Annotated in this window: 9 protein-coding genes and 2 CRISPR repeat arrays (1 of these 11 running past the window's edge); of the genes, 8 read left to right on the top strand and 1 reads right to left on the bottom strand. The window is 59.3% G+C overall.

Annotated elements, in window-relative coordinates:
• A CRISPR array of direct repeats spans nucleotides 1-4,993; the repeat unit is 30 nt; unit sequence GTTTCAGACGAACCCTTGTGGGATTGAAGC (it extends 372 nt beyond the left edge of the window).
• A gap of 159 nt (nucleotides 4,994-5,152) precedes the next feature.
• From cas6 to cas2, 8 genes are read left to right on the top strand one after another with little or no spacing between them, the layout of a single operon-like run.
• Nucleotides 5,153-5,959, top strand: coding sequence for a CRISPR-associated endoribonuclease Cas6 (cas6, locus tag IEV64_RS16055; protein ID WP_188424431.1), 807 nt, complete (start codon nucleotides 5,153-5,155; stop codon nucleotides 5,957-5,959).
• Nucleotides 5,946-8,108 (top strand): type I-B CRISPR-associated protein Cas8b/Csh1, encoded by a 2,163-nt coding sequence (gene cas8b, locus IEV64_RS16060; protein ID WP_188424433.1) that lies wholly within the window; start codon nucleotides 5,946-5,948, stop codon nucleotides 8,106-8,108. Before cas6 ends, cas8b begins: the two co-directional genes overlap by 14 nt.
• Nucleotide 8,109: 1 nt before the next feature.
• Nucleotides 8,110-9,189, top strand: coding sequence for a type I-B CRISPR-associated protein Cas7/Csh2 (cas7b, locus tag IEV64_RS16065; protein WP_188424435.1), 1,080 nt, complete (start codon nucleotides 8,110-8,112; stop codon nucleotides 9,187-9,189).
• Between the two features lies 1 nt (nucleotide 9,190).
• A complete protein-coding gene (gene cas5b, locus IEV64_RS16070) occupies nucleotides 9,191-9,988 on the top strand; it encodes a type I-B CRISPR-associated protein Cas5b (RefSeq protein WP_188424437.1) in 798 nt (265 codons plus the stop codon).
• Entirely contained in the window at nucleotides 9,988-12,633 is a 2,646-nt protein-coding gene (locus IEV64_RS16075) for a CRISPR-associated endonuclease Cas3'' (protein WP_188424438.1), read from the top strand. The genes cas5b and IEV64_RS16075 overlap by 1 nt, the downstream gene beginning before the upstream one ends.
• Nucleotides 12,630-13,178, top strand: coding sequence for a CRISPR-associated protein Cas4 (gene cas4 / locus IEV64_RS16080; protein ID WP_089781129.1), 549 nt, complete (start codon nucleotides 12,630-12,632; stop codon nucleotides 13,176-13,178). Before IEV64_RS16075 ends, cas4 begins: the two co-directional genes overlap by 4 nt.
• 2 nt (nucleotides 13,179-13,180) lie before the next feature.
• Nucleotides 13,181-14,173 carry a type I-B CRISPR-associated endonuclease Cas1b gene (cas1b, locus tag IEV64_RS16085; RefSeq protein WP_188424439.1) on the top strand — a complete coding sequence of 331 codons (993 nt, stop codon included), beginning with the start codon at nucleotides 13,181-13,183 and terminating at the stop codon, nucleotides 14,171-14,173.
• Nucleotide 14,174: 1 nt separating this feature from the next.
• A complete protein-coding gene (gene cas2, locus IEV64_RS16090) occupies nucleotides 14,175-14,435 on the top strand; it encodes a CRISPR-associated endonuclease Cas2 (protein WP_188424440.1) in 261 nt (86 codons plus the stop codon).
• Nucleotides 14,436-14,535: 100 nt separating this feature from the next.
• Nucleotides 14,536-19,486: a CRISPR direct-repeat array (repeat unit 30 nt; unit sequence GTTTCAGACGAACCCTTGTTGGGTTGAAGC).
• Nucleotides 19,487-19,588: 102 nt separating this feature from the next.
• On the opposite strand, the gene IEV64_RS16095 is transcribed toward cas2, so the two are convergent.
• Nucleotides 19,589-20,647 carry a glycosyltransferase family 4 protein gene (locus IEV64_RS16095; RefSeq protein WP_007276204.1) on the bottom strand — a complete coding sequence of 353 codons (1,059 nt, stop codon included), beginning with the start codon at nucleotides 20,645-20,647 and terminating at the stop codon, nucleotides 19,589-19,591.
• Nucleotides 20,648-20,826: the final 179 nt, after the last annotated feature.

The raw sequence follows: 20,826 nt of genomic DNA on the forward strand, positions 1-20,826 counted from the left end.
TCGAATCCACGTCGACGGCACGGAGTGTTTCAGACGAACCCTTGTGGGATTGAAGCCGTCCGCGTCGAACAGGACGAACACGACCCACGCGTGTTTCAGACGAACCCTTGTGGGATTGAAGCGGCTTCGAAGCGCACGTAGTCGAGCGCGCCGCGAATCGTTTCAGACGAACCCTTGTGGGATTGAAGCGCGACCATCGACGCGTCGCTCGACGTGCTCGAAGACGGTTTCAGACGAACCCTTGTGGGATTGAAGCGCGATGTGGATTCCACTCGCGGGGCTATTCACAGCGGGTTTCAGACGAACCCTTGTGGGATTGAAGCACAACCGAGATGGTAGACGACCCCGCGCTCCGGGTCGTTTCAGACGAACCCTTGTGGGATTGAAGCCTCGTCCGCATGCAGAAGGAAGTCCCCATCCTCGACAGTTTCAGACGAACCCTTGTGGGATTGAAGCGACGCGACGGTGGCGGCCTCGCGCCTCGACGTGCCGGTTTCAGACGAACCCTTGTGGGATTGAAGCTTGCAGCCGGTCGTGGAAGGCACCCCAGTCGTTGGCGGTTTCAGACGAACCCTTGTGGGATTGAAGCGCGCATGGGAGTCGGTCATCGATACACTCGCACTCAAGTTTCAGACGAACCCTTGTGGGATTGAAGCGCTCTATCAGTCGAACCTGCGATATGATGGGCGAGTTTCAGACGAACCCTTGTGGGATTGAAGCCGCTCGTCCCCGGACGGGCCGTTGCCTGTTGCTCGGCGCGTTTCAGACGAACCCTTGTGGGATTGAAGCGCCAGCACTCCCCGACGGATCTCCTCGGCGGTGCGTTTCAGACGAACCCTTGTGGGATTGAAGCACGCACACGTCGCCGAACCGGGCGACGTATATCGGCGTTTCAGACGAACCCTTGTGGGATTGAAGCCGCCCACGTCTTCACGGCTGGACTGTCGGGTGTGATGGTTTCAGACGAACCCTTGTGGGATTGAAGCACGTCCGAGGGCGACGAGGTCACAGACGACGCGGGTTTCAGACGAACCCTTGTGGGATTGAAGCACGTTTTGGGTCCGGTCCGCCCCGGTGCGGCCACGAGTTTCAGACGAACCCTTGTGGGATTGAAGCACGTTCAATCCGATTCATCGCATTGTGCCACACCTGTTTCAGACGAACCCTTGTGGGATTGAAGCGGACACCCGCACCCATGGCTCAGGAATTTAGGAAAGAGTTTCAGACGAACCCTTGTGGGATTGAAGCACGGAGTCCGACACATCGCGCATGGAGCTTCCAGACGGTTTCAGACGAACCCTTGTGGGATTGAAGCGCTCTCGGCCCCTTGGTAGTCGGTGATTTGGACGCGGTTTCAGACGAACCCTTGTGGGATTGAAGCATTCCTCTCCCCCGGTGCAGTTTGTAGTATGTGTAGTTTCAGACGAACCCTTGTGGGATTGAAGCGAACCGATAGCCTCGGACCAAACGACCGATCCGCGTTTCAGACGAACCCTTGTGGGATTGAAGCCGCAGGTGGATTTCGTCGCTATCGACTCGCGGGTGTTTCAGACGAACCCTTGTGGGATTGAAGCGTGCCGGATGAGTTGCTCGCCACAGTCCGGGCAACGTGTTTCAGACGAACCCTTGTGGGATTGAAGCGAACGGTAAAGAATCGTCTCACAAACGAATTGCGGACTGTTTCAGACGAACCCTTGTGGGATTGAAGCATTGTTTCCCGACGAAACGGGAAGCGATTGAGTACTGTTTCAGACGAACCCTTGTGGGATTGAAGCTCGAAACCCATCTGACTGACCTCGGGAAGAAGAGTTTCAGACGAACCCTTGTGGGATTGAAGCACTGCCAGATTTAGTAATAACAGCGTTATCTTTGTTGTTTCAGACGAACCCTTGTGGGATTGAAGCACATCTCCTGGCACCGGTGGCAGCGGACAGACCCGTTTCAGACGAACCCTTGTGGGATTGAAGCTCGTTGTACTCCTCGGCCAGCGAAGCAGCAACCGTTGTTTCAGACGAACCCTTGTGGGATTGAAGCCCTCCAACACGGGGGAGGTTGTCGATTGCACCCTGTGGTTTCAGACGAACCCTTGTGGGATTGAAGCCGTACGCGGGGTAATCCACATTGCCCACATAATGTGCGTTTCAGACGAACCCTTGTGGGATTGAAGCCGGGCCAAACGCGACCTCATCGACGGCCTGGACGAGTTTCAGACGAACCCTTGTGGGATTGAAGCCCCGAGTGCGTGTAGCGAACACGCTCGATGACTGCGGTTTCAGACGAACCCTTGTGGGATTGAAGCACTGTCCGTACCCTTGGGAACTTCAATGGATACACAAGTTTCAGACGAACCCTTGTGGGATTGAAGCGGCTACGTGTTCCCAATGATGCGAAACGTGTCTCGTGTTTCAGACGAACCCTTGTGGGATTGAAGCACGTTGCTCGAAAAGCGAGCGACGATAATTGGTGGCGGTTTCAGACGAACCCTTGTGGGATTGAAGCACGCGGAGTGTGTCGCCGGGGTTGACCGTCCCTGCGTTTCAGACGAACCCTTGTGGGATTGAAGCTTGCCTTCCTCGGCGTCCCAGGGGCCGGGGTACTCGGGTTTCAGACGAACCCTTGTGGGATTGAAGCGAAGACTTGGCAAGTGGCGTCCTGTTGGGGCGGTTAAGTTTCAGACGAACCCTTGTGGGATTGAAGCATGTTTCTATGATATGTCGTTAATTTCGTTGACGTCGTTTCAGACGAACCCTTGTGGGATTGAAGCTATCTCGGGGAGAACGAGAACGGTACTCGGGCGCTGAGTTTCAGACGAACCCTTGTGGGATTGAAGCTTATACCATTCTGGCGTATCATCCGACACTATAACGTGTTTCAGACGAACCCTTGTGGGATTGAAGCATGGTCAATTGCATCCTCGTTTACATCGTCCCACGTTTCAGACGAACCCTTGTGGGATTGAAGCCCTTGGACGTTTTCGCCTTCAACGTTTCGCTCGATTGTTTCAGACGAACCCTTGTGGGATTGAAGCTCAATAGTGCGGACGTGCTGGCGGATGGCGCTGTCGGTTTCAGACGAACCCTTGTGGGATTGAAGCGTCTACATCATCGGGTGCCTCGGATGCTGGATTCGTTTCAGACGAACCCTTGTGGGATTGAAGCACAGGTCCGACCGTCACCGTTCAGGCCACCCCATCGTTTCAGACGAACCCTTGTGGGATTGAAGCTATTACCACACCAAAGAAGCGCGGGACGCTTGTGAGAGTTTCAGACGAACCCTTGTGGGATTGAAGCCGATATATCCATCTCCGGGGTCTGTGTCTTCTGCGCGTTTCAGACGAACCCTTGTGGGATTGAAGCACGGTCCAACGCTCCACCCAACTCGTCACTCAAGAGGTTTCAGACGAACCCTTGTGGGATTGAAGCCTCCGCGGGCGCGTCCAGCCCGTAGCGTTCCGCAAAGTTTCAGACGAACCCTTGTGGGATTGAAGCACCCGGTTCGAGAGTCCGGGCGACGAACTCGACTTCGGTTTCAGACGAACCCTTGTGGGATTGAAGCGCACCGAACATCATCACGGGCGAGCGTGGTGATAGAGTTTCAGACGAACCCTTGTGGGATTGAAGCGGTCAACGCGGAGCTTCTCAACCGAGACAACTCCATCGTTTCAGACGAACCCTTGTGGGATTGAAGCCGCCGGGGCCTTGGCCGTCGCCGGGGCCATAGGCATGTTTCAGACGAACCCTTGTGGGATTGAAGCCAAGCGCGTCGTCGTAACTCACGTTTGCATCAGAAGTTTCAGACGAACCCTTGTGGGATTGAAGCGACCGAGGGCGTGGGAGAGTCGTAGACTTTCCAGTTTCAGACGAACCCTTGTGGGATTGAAGCTTGTCTTCGCAAACGGGGCGGAAGACAGACGCTAACGTTTCAGACGAACCCTTGTGGGATTGAAGCCTCGTCGTCCTCACCGCGGACCGCGACCTGTTCGAGTTTCAGACGAACCCTTGTGGGATTGAAGCCACATGAAGCCGCGGTCGCGCCAGACGTCGACGGCGTGTTTCAGACGAACCCTTGTGGGATTGAAGCTCTGAGTCTAGCTCGGATATAGATGCCTGCTGAGCGTTTCAGACGAACCCTTGTGGGATTGAAGCGGTCGCCAAAGCGAGCGTAGAGCGTCGCTAACGACGGGTTTCAGACGAACCCTTGTGGGATTGAAGCCTTGTCCGCATGACGGTCACCGAAATGGTCGACGTTTCAGACGAACCCTTGTGGGATTGAAGCCCATCCCGGCGCTTCGGAAATATAATCACTATACCGTTTCAGACGAACCCTTGTGGGATTGAAGCCCATCCCGGCGCTTCGGAAATATAATCACTATACCGTTTCAGACGAACCCTTGTGGGATTGAAGCGTCGGTCGCGTCACGCTCGCAGGCGTAGACGCTGGTTTCAGACGAACCCTTGTGGGATTGAAGCGGCCTCTATCAGGAGATGGAACTCGACCAGACGCGGTTTCAGACGAACCCTTGTGGGATTGAAGCTGACCAACGACAGTCGCAACGGCCGACCGAGGTTGGTTTCAGACGAACCCTTGTGGGATTGAAGCGCCACCCGTGACCTTGATGACGAGTCGGGGGATGGTGTTTCAGACGAACCCTTGTGGGATTGAAGCACGACATAACCGAGTGATTGAACCCGGTGATATTGTGTTTCAGACGAACCCTTGTGGGATTGAAGCTCGACCCGCTCCTCCAACCGCGCTATCTCGGTGTCCAGTTTCAGACGAACCCTTGTGGGATTGAAGCCGTCTCGCGGTAGTCGTCGGCGGCGCTCGCGAGGGTTTCAGACGAACCCTTGTGGGATTGAAGCGAGTTTGAATTTTTCACCAGTGATTCGTTGTAACCGTTTCAGACGAACCCTTGTGGGATTGAAGCCCCATCCCGGCGTCCGCCGGCACGTCGTAGGTCCACGTTTCAGACGAACCCTTGTGGGATTGAAGCGACGGGGAATCAGCAACAACTCTCTGCGTCAACAGAGTTTCAGACGAACTTCAGTGAGTCGCGACCCGTCAAACTACGGGCATAATTTTATGTCGAGGAGCAAACAATCACAAAGACAACAATGAGTGCAGAAGGAGGTGTCGAGTAACGGTGCGGATTATGGCTCACTTATCGGCGCGTGCCGACGCCGCGTATCAGAACGATTACCATCACAAGATTCGCGGGCGAATCTGGAACGCGCTCGATGGGACGCCCTACGGAGAGCGACACGACTCCGGCGAGCCGCCGGGGTTCGCCTACTCGAATCCGTTTCCGCCCCGCGATATGCGGGAAGGTGACGATCGGAAGTTACTGGTCGCGTCTCCCGACGAGGAGCTGCTCGCGAACGTGGCGGCGAATCTGCTCGATGACCGAGAGTTCAACGTCGGTGAGATGCCGTTTCACGTCGACGAGGTAACGTCACTCGAACCCGACGTGGGCGAACCCGGGACCAGAGGGACGCTCGAAACCGGAACCGGACTCCTCGTTCGAATCCCGCCGTGGCGGTGCGACGAGTACGGCATCGACCACCCCGGCGGCGATACCGCGACGTTCTGGCGACCGGAACACACCACGGCCCCGCTTCGAGAGCAGTTGGAGGCGAACCTCGACCAGAAACACGACCGGTTCGCTCACGACCATCTCCCCGGTCCGAGCGATGTCTCGGGCGACCTGTTCGACGGCTACGAACTATTGAAGACGTTCGCAATTCCGCTGACCGTGACCGAGGGACAGGAGATGACCTACGTCCTGAGCAAGTGGAAATTCGAGTACACCGTGCGCGACGACGACCATCGGAGGCATCTCAACCTCGCGCTCGACTGCGGGCTCGGTGAGCGAAATTCGCTCGGTCTCGGGTTTATGAACGTCACAGAGCGGACGCGCCCGGGTGAGACGAGAGGAGAGGAGCGCGATGCTTTCGCCTAACGAGTTCCGGGACCGCTATCCCGAAACCGAGTTAGCCGACGAACTCCCGGATTCGCCGGTCGGCTCGCTCCGCGATTTACAGTACCTCTACGGGAAACTCTACACGCTCGCCACGACGGGCGGGGGAGAGTACGCCCCGTACCTCACTCCAGACGCGGCACGAGACCTCGTAGACACGGACGATAGTCTGATCGCCGTTCGCGTCGATCTCTCGGGCGACGAGCCACGGTTGGCCGACGACAGTCTCGGACCCGTGCTGGTGACGCGATACACGAGCGATCTGATTCAGCAGGTAGGGCACTCGAAATATCCGGCCGCGCGTGGTATCGACCACAGCGTCACCCACCAAGCCGGGCGAAACAGCGACCCCGAAAAGCTCGCGCGATACGCCAAAGAACGGCTCACCAAATGGGCGACCGACGACGTCGTTGCGGCCGCCGCAAGCGACCACCCGGAGGGGTGGGTTATCGACCGTCTCGCCGAACTCGGGGAGCGCGACGCCGCGCTCGAAGCCATCGAAGAAGCGGTCGTTCGAGCGTTGGGCGGCGAATCCGCGACCGCGCTGTTGACGGTCCAAGTGAAGACCGAACGAGACGGCGCGTATCGTTGGCCCGGCGACATCGCCGCGTTCAACGAGGCGATGCGCCAACGCAAGCTCTCGAAGCTCGTCACGAAGAACAAGGCGGACGATTCGTCGGGCGACGCGACCGACCTCGTGACCGGGCACACTGCCCGGACGGTCGGAACCGCCGAAGACCCACAGAACTACTTCCTCGGCAAGCAGCTCGAAAAGTTTCCCGGACTCGATATCGAAAACGCGTGGCGGTCCCATCCGATCTCGGAGGACACCGCGGTGACGGTGATGAACGCCGAGGCGTTCGTCGAGGCGTGTACCTATCGGACGTTCGGTGCCAAGGTGTACTACCTGCCGTATTTCTTCGGACAGCAGACGGCGGAGAGAGTATACCGCCTCTACGAGATGCTGTGTAGTGCAGTCGAGGGAGACGGCGACATGACTCCGGTCGAACGGGCGTACATGAGAGAGCGTGAAGGCGACACGGACGACGCCCGACTCCGATTCTACGTCTCTGCGGTCATGCCGCACCAGATGTCTCGGTACGACGTCTTCGGCGAGACGCTGAACGGCCGCTTGCACTACCCGAAAGAGCTCGCGTTTATCCACAATCGACTGGTCGGAGACGCGTCCGCGTTCAACGCGGACACCGACTGGACGGCACCGCTCCCGAAAAACGACAAGTGGGGGCTGCTGTCGGTGAACGACGAGCAGCTCCACGCGGTTTCGACGGGGTGGTACTTCTATCAGACGTTCGCCGAGCGCGACGACGCCGAAGCGGACGCGGACGACCCGCGAATCGAAGCGCTCGTGAGCGTACTGAGCGGGGACGCGATAGCCGTCGAGGTGCTGCTCGAAGAGTACGTCACCCGAATCATCGACGGAGAGTCAGACGACGATTTCGATGGGTTTCCGTCGTTTCTGGTCGCCAGCCAGTTCGCACAGCTCTGTGCGCTCGCCGATGGTGAGCTCGAACTGTTGAAGACGAACGACCCCGCGAAAGCCCAGATCACCCTCGAACCGACCTACGAGAGATTGACGATGCCAACACTAGACGAGATCCTTATCGCCGACGGGGGCCACCCCGCCGAACAGAAACTCGAATCGTTCATCACCGACACGCCCGCGCTCTCGCCGGCGCACGACGACGAGGAAGACTCCGTGACCGGCGAGCGCCGGGGAGCGTTCCTTCTCGGTGCGCTCGTCGGAGACATCGGAAGTTACCAAGAGTACTCCGAGGACCGGTCCACGACGCTCGTCGACCAGTACCCGGTCAAGTCGATCACGCGAGCGCGAATCAAGAAAGTCACGCAGGAGACCGTCGCCAAGACCCTGACCTACACGCGCCAAGAAAAGAAGAAAGGAAAGAGCTACCCGGGGACGAAAGCCGAACACATCGTCGAACGACTCCGAGAGACGGTCCTCGACCCCGACCCCGACGACTGGGAGATCGACACCGACGACCTCCGCTTCTACTACGCCCTCGGCGTGACCTACGGCATGAACGACCATCCGGACTGGAACCAACAGAACAGCGACGCGAACGACGAACGAACCACCGACGAGGAACACTGAGATGTCAGACACGAACGACGCCGTCACGAATCGCTCGGAAATCGTATTCCTGTACGACGCGGTCGACGCGAACCCGAACGGGAATCCCCTCAGCGGCTCTAATCGACCTCGAATCGACCCACAGACTCAACAGGCCATCGTCACCGACGTTCGGCTGAAACGCTATCTCCGCGACCAGTTGGACGACGACGGCCACGGCGTCTACATCAGGAACGTCCAACGCGAGGGGAACCAGTACACGCGGGGAGACCTCCTCGAAGACCGGCTCAAAGACGTCGAACCGGACGAGTACGACCTCGACGACGACGAGGAGTCCGAACGGTTCCGAAACGACGTGTTCGGCGAGTTCCTCGACAACAGCGTCGACGTGCGTTACTTCGGCGCGACGATGTCCGTCGACACCGACGACGTGTACGCAAAGCACCTCCCCGACCACTTCACCGGCCCCGTGCAGTTCTCACCGGGGAAGTCGATGCACGCGGTCAACGAAAACGAGGAGTACGACAGCCTCACGAGCGTCATCGCCACGCAGGAAAACAAACAGCAGGGAGGGTTCGACCTCGACGACCACCGGATACAGTACGGACTCATCCGGTTCCACGGACTCGTCGACGAACACGGTGCCGCCGACACGAACCTCACCGTCGGCGACGTCGAGCGACTCGACACGCTCTGTTGGCGGGCCATCAAGAATCAGACCATAAGCCGAAGCAAAGTCGGCCAAGAACCGCGGCTCTACTGCCGCGTCGAGTACGCCGATGAGAGTTTCCACCTCGGCGGTCTCGACAGGGACCTCGTTCTCGACGACGACCGTTCAAAGCCGGACGAGGAACTCCGGACGGTTCGAGACCTCACCCTCGAAATCGACGGGTTCGTCGACCGACTTGCGGCCGCGAGCGCCCGGATTAACCGGATTCGAATCGTCGCGAGCGACGTCCTCGACGTCTCGTACGACGGAGACGTGGGCAGTGCCGAACTCCTGTACGACGCGCTTCGCGAGGCCGTGGGAGACGACGCCGTCGAGGACTTCGACGTCTACGAGGAACACACCGAGACGCTTCCGACCGGCGACGCCGAATAAGATGGGACAGGAATCGTTGGACGAGTGGGCCGATGACGGCGGTGACGGCCGCCCGGACCGCTGTCTGTCGTTCACCGTCAGCGGGCCGTGGGGACACTTTCGGCGGGTCGAGGGGAACGTCGTCAAGCAGACGTACCGAATCATCCCGCGGACGACGGTGGCCGGACTGCTCGCCGCCGTGCTCGGAATCGAACGCGACGGCTACTACGACCTGTTCGCGGCCGGTTCGTCGGCGGTCGCAATCGAGCCGGCTCGGGAGGTTCGAACGCTCAACATGCCGATGAACACGCTGTCGACCGCGAGCGGAAACCTACAGTCGCTCAACGGCCGCGGGAAAATCAGCGTGAAGCTACCGAATCCGACGGCGCTCCGTCAACAACACAACTACGAGGTGCTCGTCGAACCCGCCTACCGGGTCGACGTGTGGCTCGCGGAAACGGCTCGGTACAGAGAGCTTCGGGAGATGCTGGAAGCCGGGAAGTCACACTACGTTCCGAGCCTCGGTCTGTCGGAACACCACGCGGAAATCGACTATCACGGGGAGTTCGCCGTGGAATCCGTCTCCGGACCCGACCGGGTCGAAGTAGACTCCGCCGTTCCGAACGCGGTGGACGACGTCGTGCTTCGAGAGGGGACGCGGTGTCAGGTGGAAGAATCACCCGCGTTTATGCGAGCGGACTCCGGTGGCCGAACGACGACGGAGTTCACGACGTACGCGTACAACCCTGACGCGGAGCCGCTGGTAATCGATGGCGTCGACGCCGCCGAGGTCGACGGCCGGACCGTGGTGTTCGTCTGATGACTGGTCGGTACTCTCACCCGCCGAACGACGTTCACGACGGCGTTCCGCTGGTCGACCATCTCGGGGATGTCGCCGAACGTGTCGGATACGTCGTTCCGGCCGACGCGAAGGCCCCGGCCGGCGAACCGCTCCGAGCGGTCGTCGAGACGCTCGCATACGTGCACGACTTCGGGAAGGCGACGACGTACTTTCAGGACTACCTGTTGCGGTCGAAAGAACCGAGATACGAGCAGTATCGCTACCACGCACCGCTCGGTTCGTTCGCCGCGTACTACGCGCTCAGCGTCCAGAATTTCGAGCCGGAGACCTGCCTCGCCGGCTTCGTCGCGGTCGCAAAACACCACGGTCGACTCCCCGACGTTGCGGCGTACGTCTTCAGCCGGGCGAACCGCCGCGAGAACGTTTCAAGAGGGAACCAAAACAGTGCCGAACTGCAGCAGGCGGCGATTGCGAAGCAGATCCAAGACATCGACGAGCAAGCGCCGGAACTCGCCCGAGAGGTGTTTCAGAACGCGACCGACGGGAAGGGGTCGTGGTCGGCGTTCCGCGGGTCGTTCGCGGAACTCCTGACGGAAGTCAGGGAGTCGACGGGGTCGAGCGCAACGGCGATCAACCGGGAAACCCTCTCGGAGCGCTGTTACGGGCTCGTATTAGAGTGCTGGGGTTCGCTGGTCCTCGCCGATAAGACGAGCGCCGCAGCGGCCGCGAGCGGTGCCGACGCGTCCGCGGCGACCTACGACGCAGAGAAGCCGACGTTCGAGCGGCTCGACGAGTACATCGGGTCGATAGAGCGAACCGCCGACTCCGACCGACACGGGAGCCGAAGCGAGCGATTGAATTTCCTCCGAGCGGAAGCGAGGGCGTCCGTCCTGTCGAACGTAGAATCGTTCGCCGACACCGACGGTGGGGTCGCGACGATCACGCTTCCGACAGGGATGGGAAAGACGCTCACCGGCCTGTCAGCGGCTCTCAGCGTTCGCGACCGACTCGGTGGGAAGCGCGTGGTGTACGCGCTCCCGTTTACGAGCATCATCGACCAAGTCGTCGCCGAGGTCGAAGAGATATATCAAGTCGATACGACCGGGCGGTTGCTGACCGCGCACCACCATCTCTCGGAGGCGACAATCGTCGATGAACGCGACGAGAACGCCGACGAAGCGGACGCGAACGACGACGTCGCCGGAATGCTGGCCGAAAGTTGGCGCGCCGGAATGACGGTGACGACGTTCGTCCAACTGCTCGAAAGCCTCGCCGGGCCGGCCAACAGGCAGTCGATGAAGCTCCCGGCACTCCGGGACAGCGTCGTCGTGTTGGACGAACCGCAGAGTCTCCCGTTGGACTGGTGGAAGTTGGTTCCGCGGCTCGTGAGGATGCTCACCGAACAGTACGGTGCAACGGTTATCGCCATGACCGCCACGCAACCGCAGTTGTTCGACGACGCGACCGAGCTGGTCTCCACACCCGAGACGTACTTCGAGGCGACAGAACGCGTCCAGTACGTACTGGACGATTCAGCGACTCGATACATCGAATCGCGGGAAGAACCCAAATCGTATCCGGAGGCGGCAAGTGCGATAGTCGACGGGACTGCCGGAGGCAGCGGGACCGTGGCCGACGAGACGAGTGCGGACGGGTCGGTGCTCGCGGTGTGCAACACCATCGACAGCGCCCAAGCGCTGACAACGCACGTCACCGATGCTCTCTCCGACGCGATATCGGTCGGTTCGGTCTACGCCGATGTGCTCGAAAGCGCCGACCGGAATAGTACTGACACCGAGGCGGAGGTAGTCGCCGATCGCGTCGCCGACGCCGAGGGGCGCCCGGTGCTCCACCTCTCCACACGGTTACGTCCGGTCGACCGGCTTCGACTCATCGAGACCGCGAAGCTGCTCACCGAACGAGGTCGCTCGCTCGTCGTGGTTTCGACCCAGCTCGTCGAAGCCGGCGTCGACATCAGTTTCGACCGCGTCTACAGGGACCTCGCACCGATAGACAGCATCGTCCAGGCCGCCGGACGCTGCAACCGTTCGTTCGAGCGGGACCGCGGTCACGTCGTCGTCTGGTGGCTCGAAGCGCCCGACGAACAGGCGAAGACGCCGTCGGAAGCGGTGTACAACCGAGGACTGGCGCTCCTTCCCGTCGCGACCGAAACGCTCGACGATATCGGTGGGGCCGAAGGCACGATTCCGGAAGCGACTGTTTCGAAAACGGCCGTCGAAGAGTACTACCGGCGGCTCCACGATGAGAAGAACGTCGGCAAAGACGCGTACGTCGAGTACGTGAACGATGCGAGAGCGGACGAACTCGCGGAGTTGTCGCTGATCGAACAGCGGCGGAGCGTGGAGGTCGTCGTCTGTCGGACGACCGAAGAGCGAAAGCGAGTCGAAGCCGTCAGAGCGGCGTGGCAAAACTACGAGTTCGAAACGGTGCGCCGACTCGTGGACAGCCTGAAGGAAGCGAGCGTGTCTGTCCCGATATACCGGAGTGATTCACAGGAAGCACAGGCGCTCAGTGGCCTGGCGCGTCTTCACGAAGACACCGAGACGCGGTGGGTCGACACGAGAGACGCCCGGCACCACAGCTACTTCGATTCGACGACCGGGCTGGTCACCGAAAGCAGCGTCGACAACCGAATATTATGACGACGAACGGCCCGGTCGACCGACTGCTCGCAACCGCGCGGGGAGCGCCCGTCGACGAACCGTTTCGCGTAACCGGGGTGATGATGCAGTACTACTACGTCTGCAAGCGGGAGCTCTGGTTCGAGAGTCGGAACCTCGAAATCGACCGCGAGAACGCGACCGTCGTGAGAGGAACTCGGGTCGACGAGACTGCGTACGAGGACAAACGGGAGAGCCTCCGCCTCGGAATGATCTCGCTGGACTTGCTCGACGACGGCCGAGTCGTCGAAGTCAAACCCTCGTCGGCGCTCACCGAACCCGCCGAAATGCAACTGTCGTACTATCTGTGGTACCTCGACAGAGTCGCCGACGTGCATCGAGAGGGCGTTCTCGCCCACCCGCGAGAGCGCCGCCGAGAGTCGGTGGAACTCACCGAAGAACGGGTGAAAAAAGTCGAATCGTCGATTCGCGCGATTCACGACCTCGTACACCGACCCTCTCCGCCGCCGGCCGAGCGAAAGCCCTTCTGCGATTCGTGTGCGTATCACGACTTCTGTTGGTGCTAACAATGGACAGGAACTATCACGTCTTCTCCGACGGTCGACTCGAACGAAGCGACGACACGCTGAGACTCGTCACCGACGCTGGCGACAAGAACTACGTCCCGATAGAGAACGCGGAGGCGTTCTTCCTGCACGGACAAATCGACTTCAACACCCGGCTGATGTCGTTTCTCAACCAGCGCACGGTCGCGCTCCACGTCTTCGGCTGGGAGGATTACTACGCGGGCTCGGTGATGCCGAAGCGTGGCCAGACCTCCGGGCGAACGGTCGTCGAGCAAGTCCGGGCGTACGAGAACACGGAACACAGGCGACGGCTCGCGGCGGCAATCGTCTCAGCGAGCATTCATAATATGCGGACGAACGTCGTCTACTACAACAACCGAGACCGAGAGTTAGAGACCGAAATCGCCGATTTGGACGCCGCGTCGGCGCGCGTCGACCAGACACGTCCAATTGACGAGCTCATGGGCGTGGAAGCGACTGCCAGAAAGGCGTACTACCGGAGTTTCAATCGGATTCTCCCCGACGATTTCCGGTTGGAGCGCCGGGAATACAACCCGCCACCGAACGAGATTAACAGCCTGATTTCGTTCGGCAACGCGCTCGTCTACGCCAACTGCGTCACGGCGATTCGCGCGACTGCACTCGACCCGGCGATCAGCTATCTCCACGAACCCGGAGAGCGTCGCTACTCGCTATCGCTCGATCTCGCCGACCTGTTCAAACCCGTTCTCGCTGATCGCGTGCTGTTTCGCCTCATCAACAGAAACCAGATTACGCCGAGCGATTTCGATACCGAGCTCGGGTCCTGCCTTCTCAACGAAGGCGGTCGGAAGACGTACACGAAAGCGTTCGAAGAGACGCTTGAGCGGACCGTCGACCATCCGAAGCTCAACCGCAAGGTGAGCTACCAGTACCTGCTTCGCCTCGAAGCGTACAAACTGAAAAAGCATCTGCTAACCGGAGAGGAGTACGAACCCTTCGAACGGTGGTGGTGAGATGTACGTCGTGATGGTGTACGACCTCGAAGCCGAACGGACGCACAAAGCGCTCAAACTGGGGCGGCGCTATCTGACGCACGTGCAAAACTCCGTCCTCGAAGGGGAGATCTCCGAAGGGGATTTAGCGACGCTCCGAAACGAGGTCGAAGACCTGTTGAAGCCGGGTGAATCCACGATCATCTACGAACTGTCCTCGGACGCGCTGCTCAACCGCTCGGTGTACGGCGACGATCCGACCGACGAGAAACGTTTTCTCTGAGTTCCGTCGACCCCCCGGTCAATTCGGATTACTGACGGTCGACGGAACTTCTTTATCGTAGTCGTCCTTCAGAAGGTCTGTGTCCGTGATATCGGGCATGGTTTCAGACGAACCCTTGTTGGGTTGAAGCGTAGTGCTCAATCGTCGCCTTGTGTGTGAGCGTCGTTTCAGACGAACCCTTGTTGGGTTGAAGCCTGCTGGTCGCGACCGCGGCCACCAGTGGCGTCGTGTTTCAGACGAACCCTTGTTGGGTTGAAGCGTGAACTACTACGAACTCGGCGATGTCGACCTGGTTTCAGACGAACCCTTGTTGGGTTGAAGCAGGCGAACGTCGGTCAGTACGCTGATGACGCGTATGGTTTCAGACGAACCCTTGTTGGGTTGAAGCCAGACCAAGATACACACGACGGTCGTCGCGAACCCGGTTTCAGACGAACCCTTGTTGGGTTGAAGCATGTTCGCGGACTTGGTCGCGTCCGGGAACGGCTCGTTTCAGACGAACCCTTGTTGGGTTGAAGCGAGGTCTCGAACTCCGACCCCACATGGAACTACAAGTTTCAGACGAACCCTTGTTGGGTTGAAGCACTCGTGGCAAGACGGGCTGATGAATCTTGACGACCCGGTTTCAGACGAACCCTTGTTGGGTTGAAGCGGCTTCGTCGGCGTCGGACGTGACGAGTTCGCGCCGGGTTTCAGACGAACCCTTGTTGGGTTGAAGCCGACTCGAATTGCCATCACCGACGCCGGGACTCTCTCGTTTCAGACGAACCCTTGTTGGGTTGAAGCGATGCCGACCGCTTGCCACTGGCCGTCGCGCCACACCGTTTCAGACGAACCCTTGTTGGGTTGAAGCACTCCGGTCCCATGGCTCACGATTTTACAAAGGAAGAGTTTCAGACGAACCCTTGTTGGGTTGAAGCTCTATCGACGGGACCATCCTCGGCGCGGAGCTCGATGGTTTCAGACGAACCCTTGTTGGGTTGAAGCACCATCCCGCTCCAGTCCCCCGCGGCGTTCGACAAGTGTTTCAGACGAACCCTTGTTGGGTTGAAGCTGGCGTTGGCTCCTCTGCCGGTAGGAGGCGCATCGGGTTTCAGACGAACCCTTGTTGGGTTGAAGCGGCTTCGAGACCGACGACGCCATCGCCGACGTGCGTTTCAGACGAACCCTTGTTGGGTTGAAGCGTCTGAAAAGTGTGGCTGGGGTGTTGGCGCACCCCAGGTTTCAGACGAACCCTTGTTGGGTTGAAGCCGTCTCTCTCCGCTCCGACTACACAGCGGACCTTTTGTTTCAGACGAACCCTTGTTGGGTTGAAGCGAGCTTGTGATAGTCGTCGTAATATGTTTTGTCGCGTTTCAGACGAACCCTTGTTGGGTTGAAGCCGCTCGAATCTTGAGGGGCAACTGTCACATCTGCCGTCGTTTCAGACGAACCCTTGTTGGGTTGAAGCACCCACGAGTCCAGGTATTGTGGGCCGGAGAGAGTTTCAGACGAACCCTTGTTGGGTTGAAGCGCTCTTTTGAATGTCGTCATAGAGCGATGCGAAGCCAGTTTCAGACGAACCCTTGTTGGGTTGAAGCCTTTCGGCGCGGCACTACGAAGCGATAGACACGAGTTTCAGACGAACCCTTGTTGGGTTGAAGCCGTCGCGTCAACCCATCCGCTCCCATCGTAGAGTTTCAGACGAACCCTTGTTGGGTTGAAGCCGGTCTTGGCTCCGTCCGCCGCTCATGCGCGACCTCGTTTCAGACGAACCCTTGTTGGGTTGAAGCGTATTCGTGCGGCGGCCCGTGATGATGGACAACGCGTTTCAGACGAACCCTTGTTGGGTTGAAGCGATGAAGGCCCTCGAAGGAGCGCTGAGCTAAATGGGTTTCAGACGAACCCTTGTTGGGTTGAAGCTCGAAGTGGTCGCGAATCCGCGCGTTAGTGGTTGGCGTTTCAGACGAACCCTTGTTGGGTTGAAGCAACTGGGTTACTCGGGGAGTTGTATGCCCTCTCGGGTTTCAGACGAACCCTTGTTGGGTTGAAGCGAGTGGTGAAGTCCTCTTTGACGGGAGTAGTGTAAGCGGTTTCAGACGAACCCTTGTTGGGTTGAAGCGGCCGCGAATATGGATGCCTTCGCCCCCGAGACGAGTTTCAGACGAACCCTTGTTGGGTTGAAGCACAATCCACGGGGTGAAGGCCGTCATCGAAAACAGTTTCAGACGAACCCTTGTTGGGTTGAAGCCTGCTCGTCTCGACCGCCGCCACGACCGGCGTCGTGTTTCAGACGAACCCTTGTTGGGTTGAAGCCCGTGATGACCAGCTCCCATGGGAAGACCGGCATGGTTTCAGACGAACCCTTGTTGGGTTGAAGCGTTATATCCGCCGCGTCGAAGACTACCGGCTCGCCTGGTTTCAGACGAACCCTTGTTGGGTTGAAGCCGACAACTCCTGACGCCAAAGAAACGACAAATCACGGTTTCAGACGAACCCTTGTTGGGTTGAAGCGCACAATATGGAGCCAACCCCACGGTCGGGGTTGCGTTTCAGACGAACCCTTGTTGGGTTGAAGCAAGCTAAAGTTATTCCGCCGAGCGTCCACGTACTTGTGTTTCAGACGAACCCTTGTTGGGTTGAAGCACCGAGATAGTCACCCTGAGCGCCGGTGACGCCCGTGTTTCAGACGAACCCTTGTTGGGTTGAAGCTCTGTTCTGTGTCGCCTTGCGTCGGACTCGGGACGGTGTTTCAGACGAACCCTTGTTGGGTTGAAGCTCCTCGCTCATATCTGGTGTGAGTCGTTTCCGAGTGTTTCAGACGAACCCTTGTTGGGTTGAAGCAAACTTTAAAACTATCATCTGGGCTGTTTCTCGGGTTTCAGACGAACCCTTGTTGGGTTGAAGCCATGAGAGAGCCGCGTATGGCGTCTTGTAGTCCGAGTTTCAGACGAACCCTTGTTGGGTTGAAGCTTGAGGGGAGCCGGACGGTCGGCGTTCCCTCGAGCTCGTTTCAGACGAACCCTTGTTGGGTTGAAGCCATTCACGACCGCGACTTACGCGATCCCTGAGCTCGGTTTCAGACGAACCCTTGTTGGGTTGAAGCGGAACTCGTGACATTGACGGGGCGTTTTTCTTCACAGTTTCAGACGAACCCTTGTTGGGTTGAAGCGAACATCTCAACTGGTGATAACATATCATGACTGAGGGTTTCAGACGAACCCTTGTTGGGTTGAAGCCTCTATCTCGACATCAAGGACGACGCCGACAGCGCGTTTCAGACGAACCCTTGTTTGGGTTGAAGCGGGCGTGAGTGTGAGCGTCAGGCCGGCGGGCTCGTCGTTTCAGACGAACCCTTGTTGGGTTGAAGCCCGAGTGGGCCGACGACCTCGTCGACCGCGCGCGTTTCAGACGAACCCTTGTTGGGTTGAAGCGTCGTCTCCGCGGACGACCATTTCAAAATCATCGTTTCAGACGAACCCTTGTTGGGTTGAAGCACCTCCTGCGCGCCGGTGGCGTCCTTGAAAAGGGGTTTCAGACGAACCCTTGTTGGGTTGAAGCCGACGGAACGTCTCGCGCCCGGAATCGGTCATCGCGTTTCAGACGAACCCTTGTTGGGTTGAAGCCTCCCAGTCTGCTTTGAGCGCGTCACGCTTTGACGTTTCAGACGAACCCTTGTTGGGTTGAAGCTATCGGATGATGATGGCCCGCCACGAGACATCTCGGGTTTCAGACGAACCCTTGTTGGGTTGAAGCCTGTACAACGTCGTCGGGGTCGACACCAGCGCCGTGTTTCAGACGAACCCTTGTTGGGTTGAAGCTCACCTCGTGACTCAGCCCTCCGACGGAGTTCGTTGTTTCAGACGAACCCTTGTTGGGTTGAAGCGCGGCACCGTACGACCGTCTTCGGGTCGTCGCGCATAGTTTCAGACGAACCCTTGTTGGGTTGAAGCAGGTGGTCGTAGTCGCTGAAGTACGGCCGCAGTGGTTTCAGACGAACCCTTGTTGGGTTGAAGCTCCGCCCACCATTGGTTGGCGTAGCGGTCCAACCACAGTTTCAGACGAACCCTTGTTGGGTTGAAGCTTATGGCAATGCAAAGAAACGAGACCGAAACGCAGTGTTTCAGACGAACCCTTGTTGGGTTGAAGCGGCCGCTATCGCTACCTGCTCCTCGACGCCGCCCGCGTTTCAGACGAACCCTTGTTGGGTTGAAGCCAGTATCCTGCTACTACGCCCACCTCTGCCCCCCGGTTTCAGACGAACCCTTGTTGGGTTGAAGCGTCCAGCGGGAGTCCGAGGACGGTAGCCTCCGGGACCGTTTCAGACGAACCCTTGTTGGGTTGAAGCCGGACGGCGACGGCATGGGTCTCGTTTTTCTCGAGTTTCAGACGAACCCTTGTTGGGTTGAAGCCCCACGATTTTACCGTCTTATGGTCCGGGAGGAAAGTTTCAGACGAACCCTTGTTGGGTTGAAGCTCCATGAACACACCGAGGCCGATGATGAGGAAGGCGTTTCAGACGAACCCTTGTTGGGTTGAAGCGTGGTCGGTCGGACGTCCGGGGCGGTGCCGGTGTCGAGTTTCAGACGAACCCTTGTTGGGTTGAAGCACGAAGCCAAGGTGTCGAACGTCGCGGAAGCCCAAAAGTTTCAGACGAACCCTTGTTGGGTTGAAGCGGCCAATCGACGACGTATTCGGTGTCGACGGAAGTGTTTCAGACGAACCCTTGTTGGGTTGAAGCCGCTTTGAAAATAGCTACCGGCGGCCGCCACGGGCGTTTCAGACGAACCCTTGTTGGGTTGAAGCCCGAGCATCCGGTACGGGATGCCCTGCTCGTCGGTTGTTTCAGACGAACCCTTGTTGGGTTGAAGCATTTCGTCGATGTCGTTGCGGAGGTCCTGCGCCCATGGTTTCAGACGAACCCTTGTTGGGTTGAAGCTATCCAACCAACCGATCCGGAAAAGTCTACCACACGTGTTTCAGACGAACCCTTGTGGGTTTGAAGCGCGTTCGAGGAGCCGGACCTGTCGGACGACTACGTCGTTTCAGACGGACCCTTGTGGGATTGAAGCGTCAGCTGAGCTACCGTCCGCTTGAACCGAGCGCGACTCAAACAATCGGGGCGGTCGACGGTCAGCGGCGAAAAAACCACGCGAAAGAAACAGACCCCGACGCTACGCCGCCTCGGCGTACATCGCCACCAGCTCGTCCGCGTTCGACTGCCACGAGTAGCGCTCTTCGATGGCCGCCCGGTTCGTCCGACCCATGCGGACGGCTTCCTCGGGGTCGGAGACGAGTCGCGCGAGCGCCCGCGCCAGTTCCTCGGCGTCGCCGGGCGTGACGAGAATCCCGCGGTCGTCGGTGATGACCTCGGGGATACTGCCGACGGGGGTGGTCACGATGGCGTTTCCGCCGGCCATGCCTTCGAGCATGGCGATGGGAAGCCCCTCGGCGTAGGTCGGGAGGACGAACACGGTGCCGCGGCTGAGGAGGTCGCGCTTGTCTTCCTCGGAGAGGAAGCCGAGGTACGAGACGTTGTCGTGGGCGGCGGCGACCGCCTCGGCGCGGTCGGCGTGGGGGCCGCGGCCGCCGATGCTCACTTCGAAGTCGAGCCCCGGCGTCGATTCGAGTCTCTCGACGGCGTCGAGGAACTCGCGGATGCCCTTGCGCTCGATGAGGTTCGAGACGAAGACGAGGTGGACGGGGTCGGTCGGGTACGTCGGGTCGTACTCCGCGGGTTCGACGGCGTTGGCCATGACGTGGACCTTCTCCTCGCCGGCGAGGCGGGAGACGAGGCCGCGCCAGTACTCCGAGAGGACGACCACGTCGTCGACGGCGTCGAAGACGAGCGACTGGAGTCGGCGGACGACCCGCGAGTCGGTGGCGAGGAAGTCGTCGAACGACGAGCCGTGGATGTGGAAGACGACGGGGACGCCCCAGACGTACTTCGAGAACAGGGCGAAGAACGCCGCGCGGTAGAACGAGTAGGTGTGCGACGAGTGGACGTGGACGATGTCCGGGCGTCGCTGGAAGGGAAACAGGGCGATTGCGACGAGCGACGAGAGGAGCATCCGCGCGGCGAGTTCGAGTCCCTCGCCCTTCGGCGCGGTGTAGCGCGTGTAGACGCGCACGTCCATCCGGTCTTCGAGGTAGCGACGCTGTTCGGTGATGTATCGGTCGATGCCGCCGGTGCCTTTCGGGCCGACGATGAGGAGTGTTTGCTTGGGCTTCATGGGTTGGTTTTCGGGTCGTGGTCGGGAATCGCGGGCCGGGGAATCGCGGCTTCCGAGTCGCGGGACGCGTCGAGGCGGGCGCGAGCGCGCGCCGGCCGATACGCGAAATTGGAGGGTTTGACGGTTAGTTATGGGTCGATTGACCGTCTTCGGGGGAGAGGGGAGTGCCGAGCGGCATC

Source organism: Haloferax sulfurifontis (assembly GCF_014635105.1).
Taxonomy (GTDB): domain Archaea; phylum Halobacteriota; class Halobacteria; order Halobacteriales; family Haloferacaceae; genus Haloferax; species Haloferax denitrificans.

Excerpts from the sequence above, each read along its gene's own strand:
- cas6 (WP_188424431.1), top strand. The coding sequence starts at position 5,153 with ATGGCTCACTTATCGGCGCGTGCCGACGCCGCGTATCAGAACGATTAC.
- cas8b (WP_188424433.1), top strand. The coding sequence starts at position 5,946 with ATGCTTTCGCCTAACGAGTTCCGGGACCGCTATCCCGAAACCGAGTTA.
- cas7b (WP_188424435.1), top strand. The coding sequence starts at position 8,110 with ATGTCAGACACGAACGACGCCGTCACGAATCGCTCGGAAATCGTATTC.
- cas5b (WP_188424437.1), top strand. The coding sequence starts at position 9,191 with ATGGGACAGGAATCGTTGGACGAGTGGGCCGATGACGGCGGTGACGGC.
- IEV64_RS16075 (WP_188424438.1), top strand. The coding sequence starts at position 9,988 with ATGACTGGTCGGTACTCTCACCCGCCGAACGACGTTCACGACGGCGTT.
- cas4 (WP_089781129.1), top strand. The coding sequence starts at position 12,630 with ATGACGACGAACGGCCCGGTCGACCGACTGCTCGCAACCGCGCGGGGA.
- cas1b (WP_188424439.1), top strand. The coding sequence starts at position 13,181 with ATGGACAGGAACTATCACGTCTTCTCCGACGGTCGACTCGAACGAAGC.
- cas2 (WP_188424440.1), top strand. The coding sequence starts at position 14,175 with ATGTACGTCGTGATGGTGTACGACCTCGAAGCCGAACGGACGCACAAA.
- IEV64_RS16095 (WP_007276204.1), bottom strand. The coding sequence starts at position 20,647 with ATGAAGCCCAAGCAAACACTCCTCATCGTCGGCCCGAAAGGCACCGGC.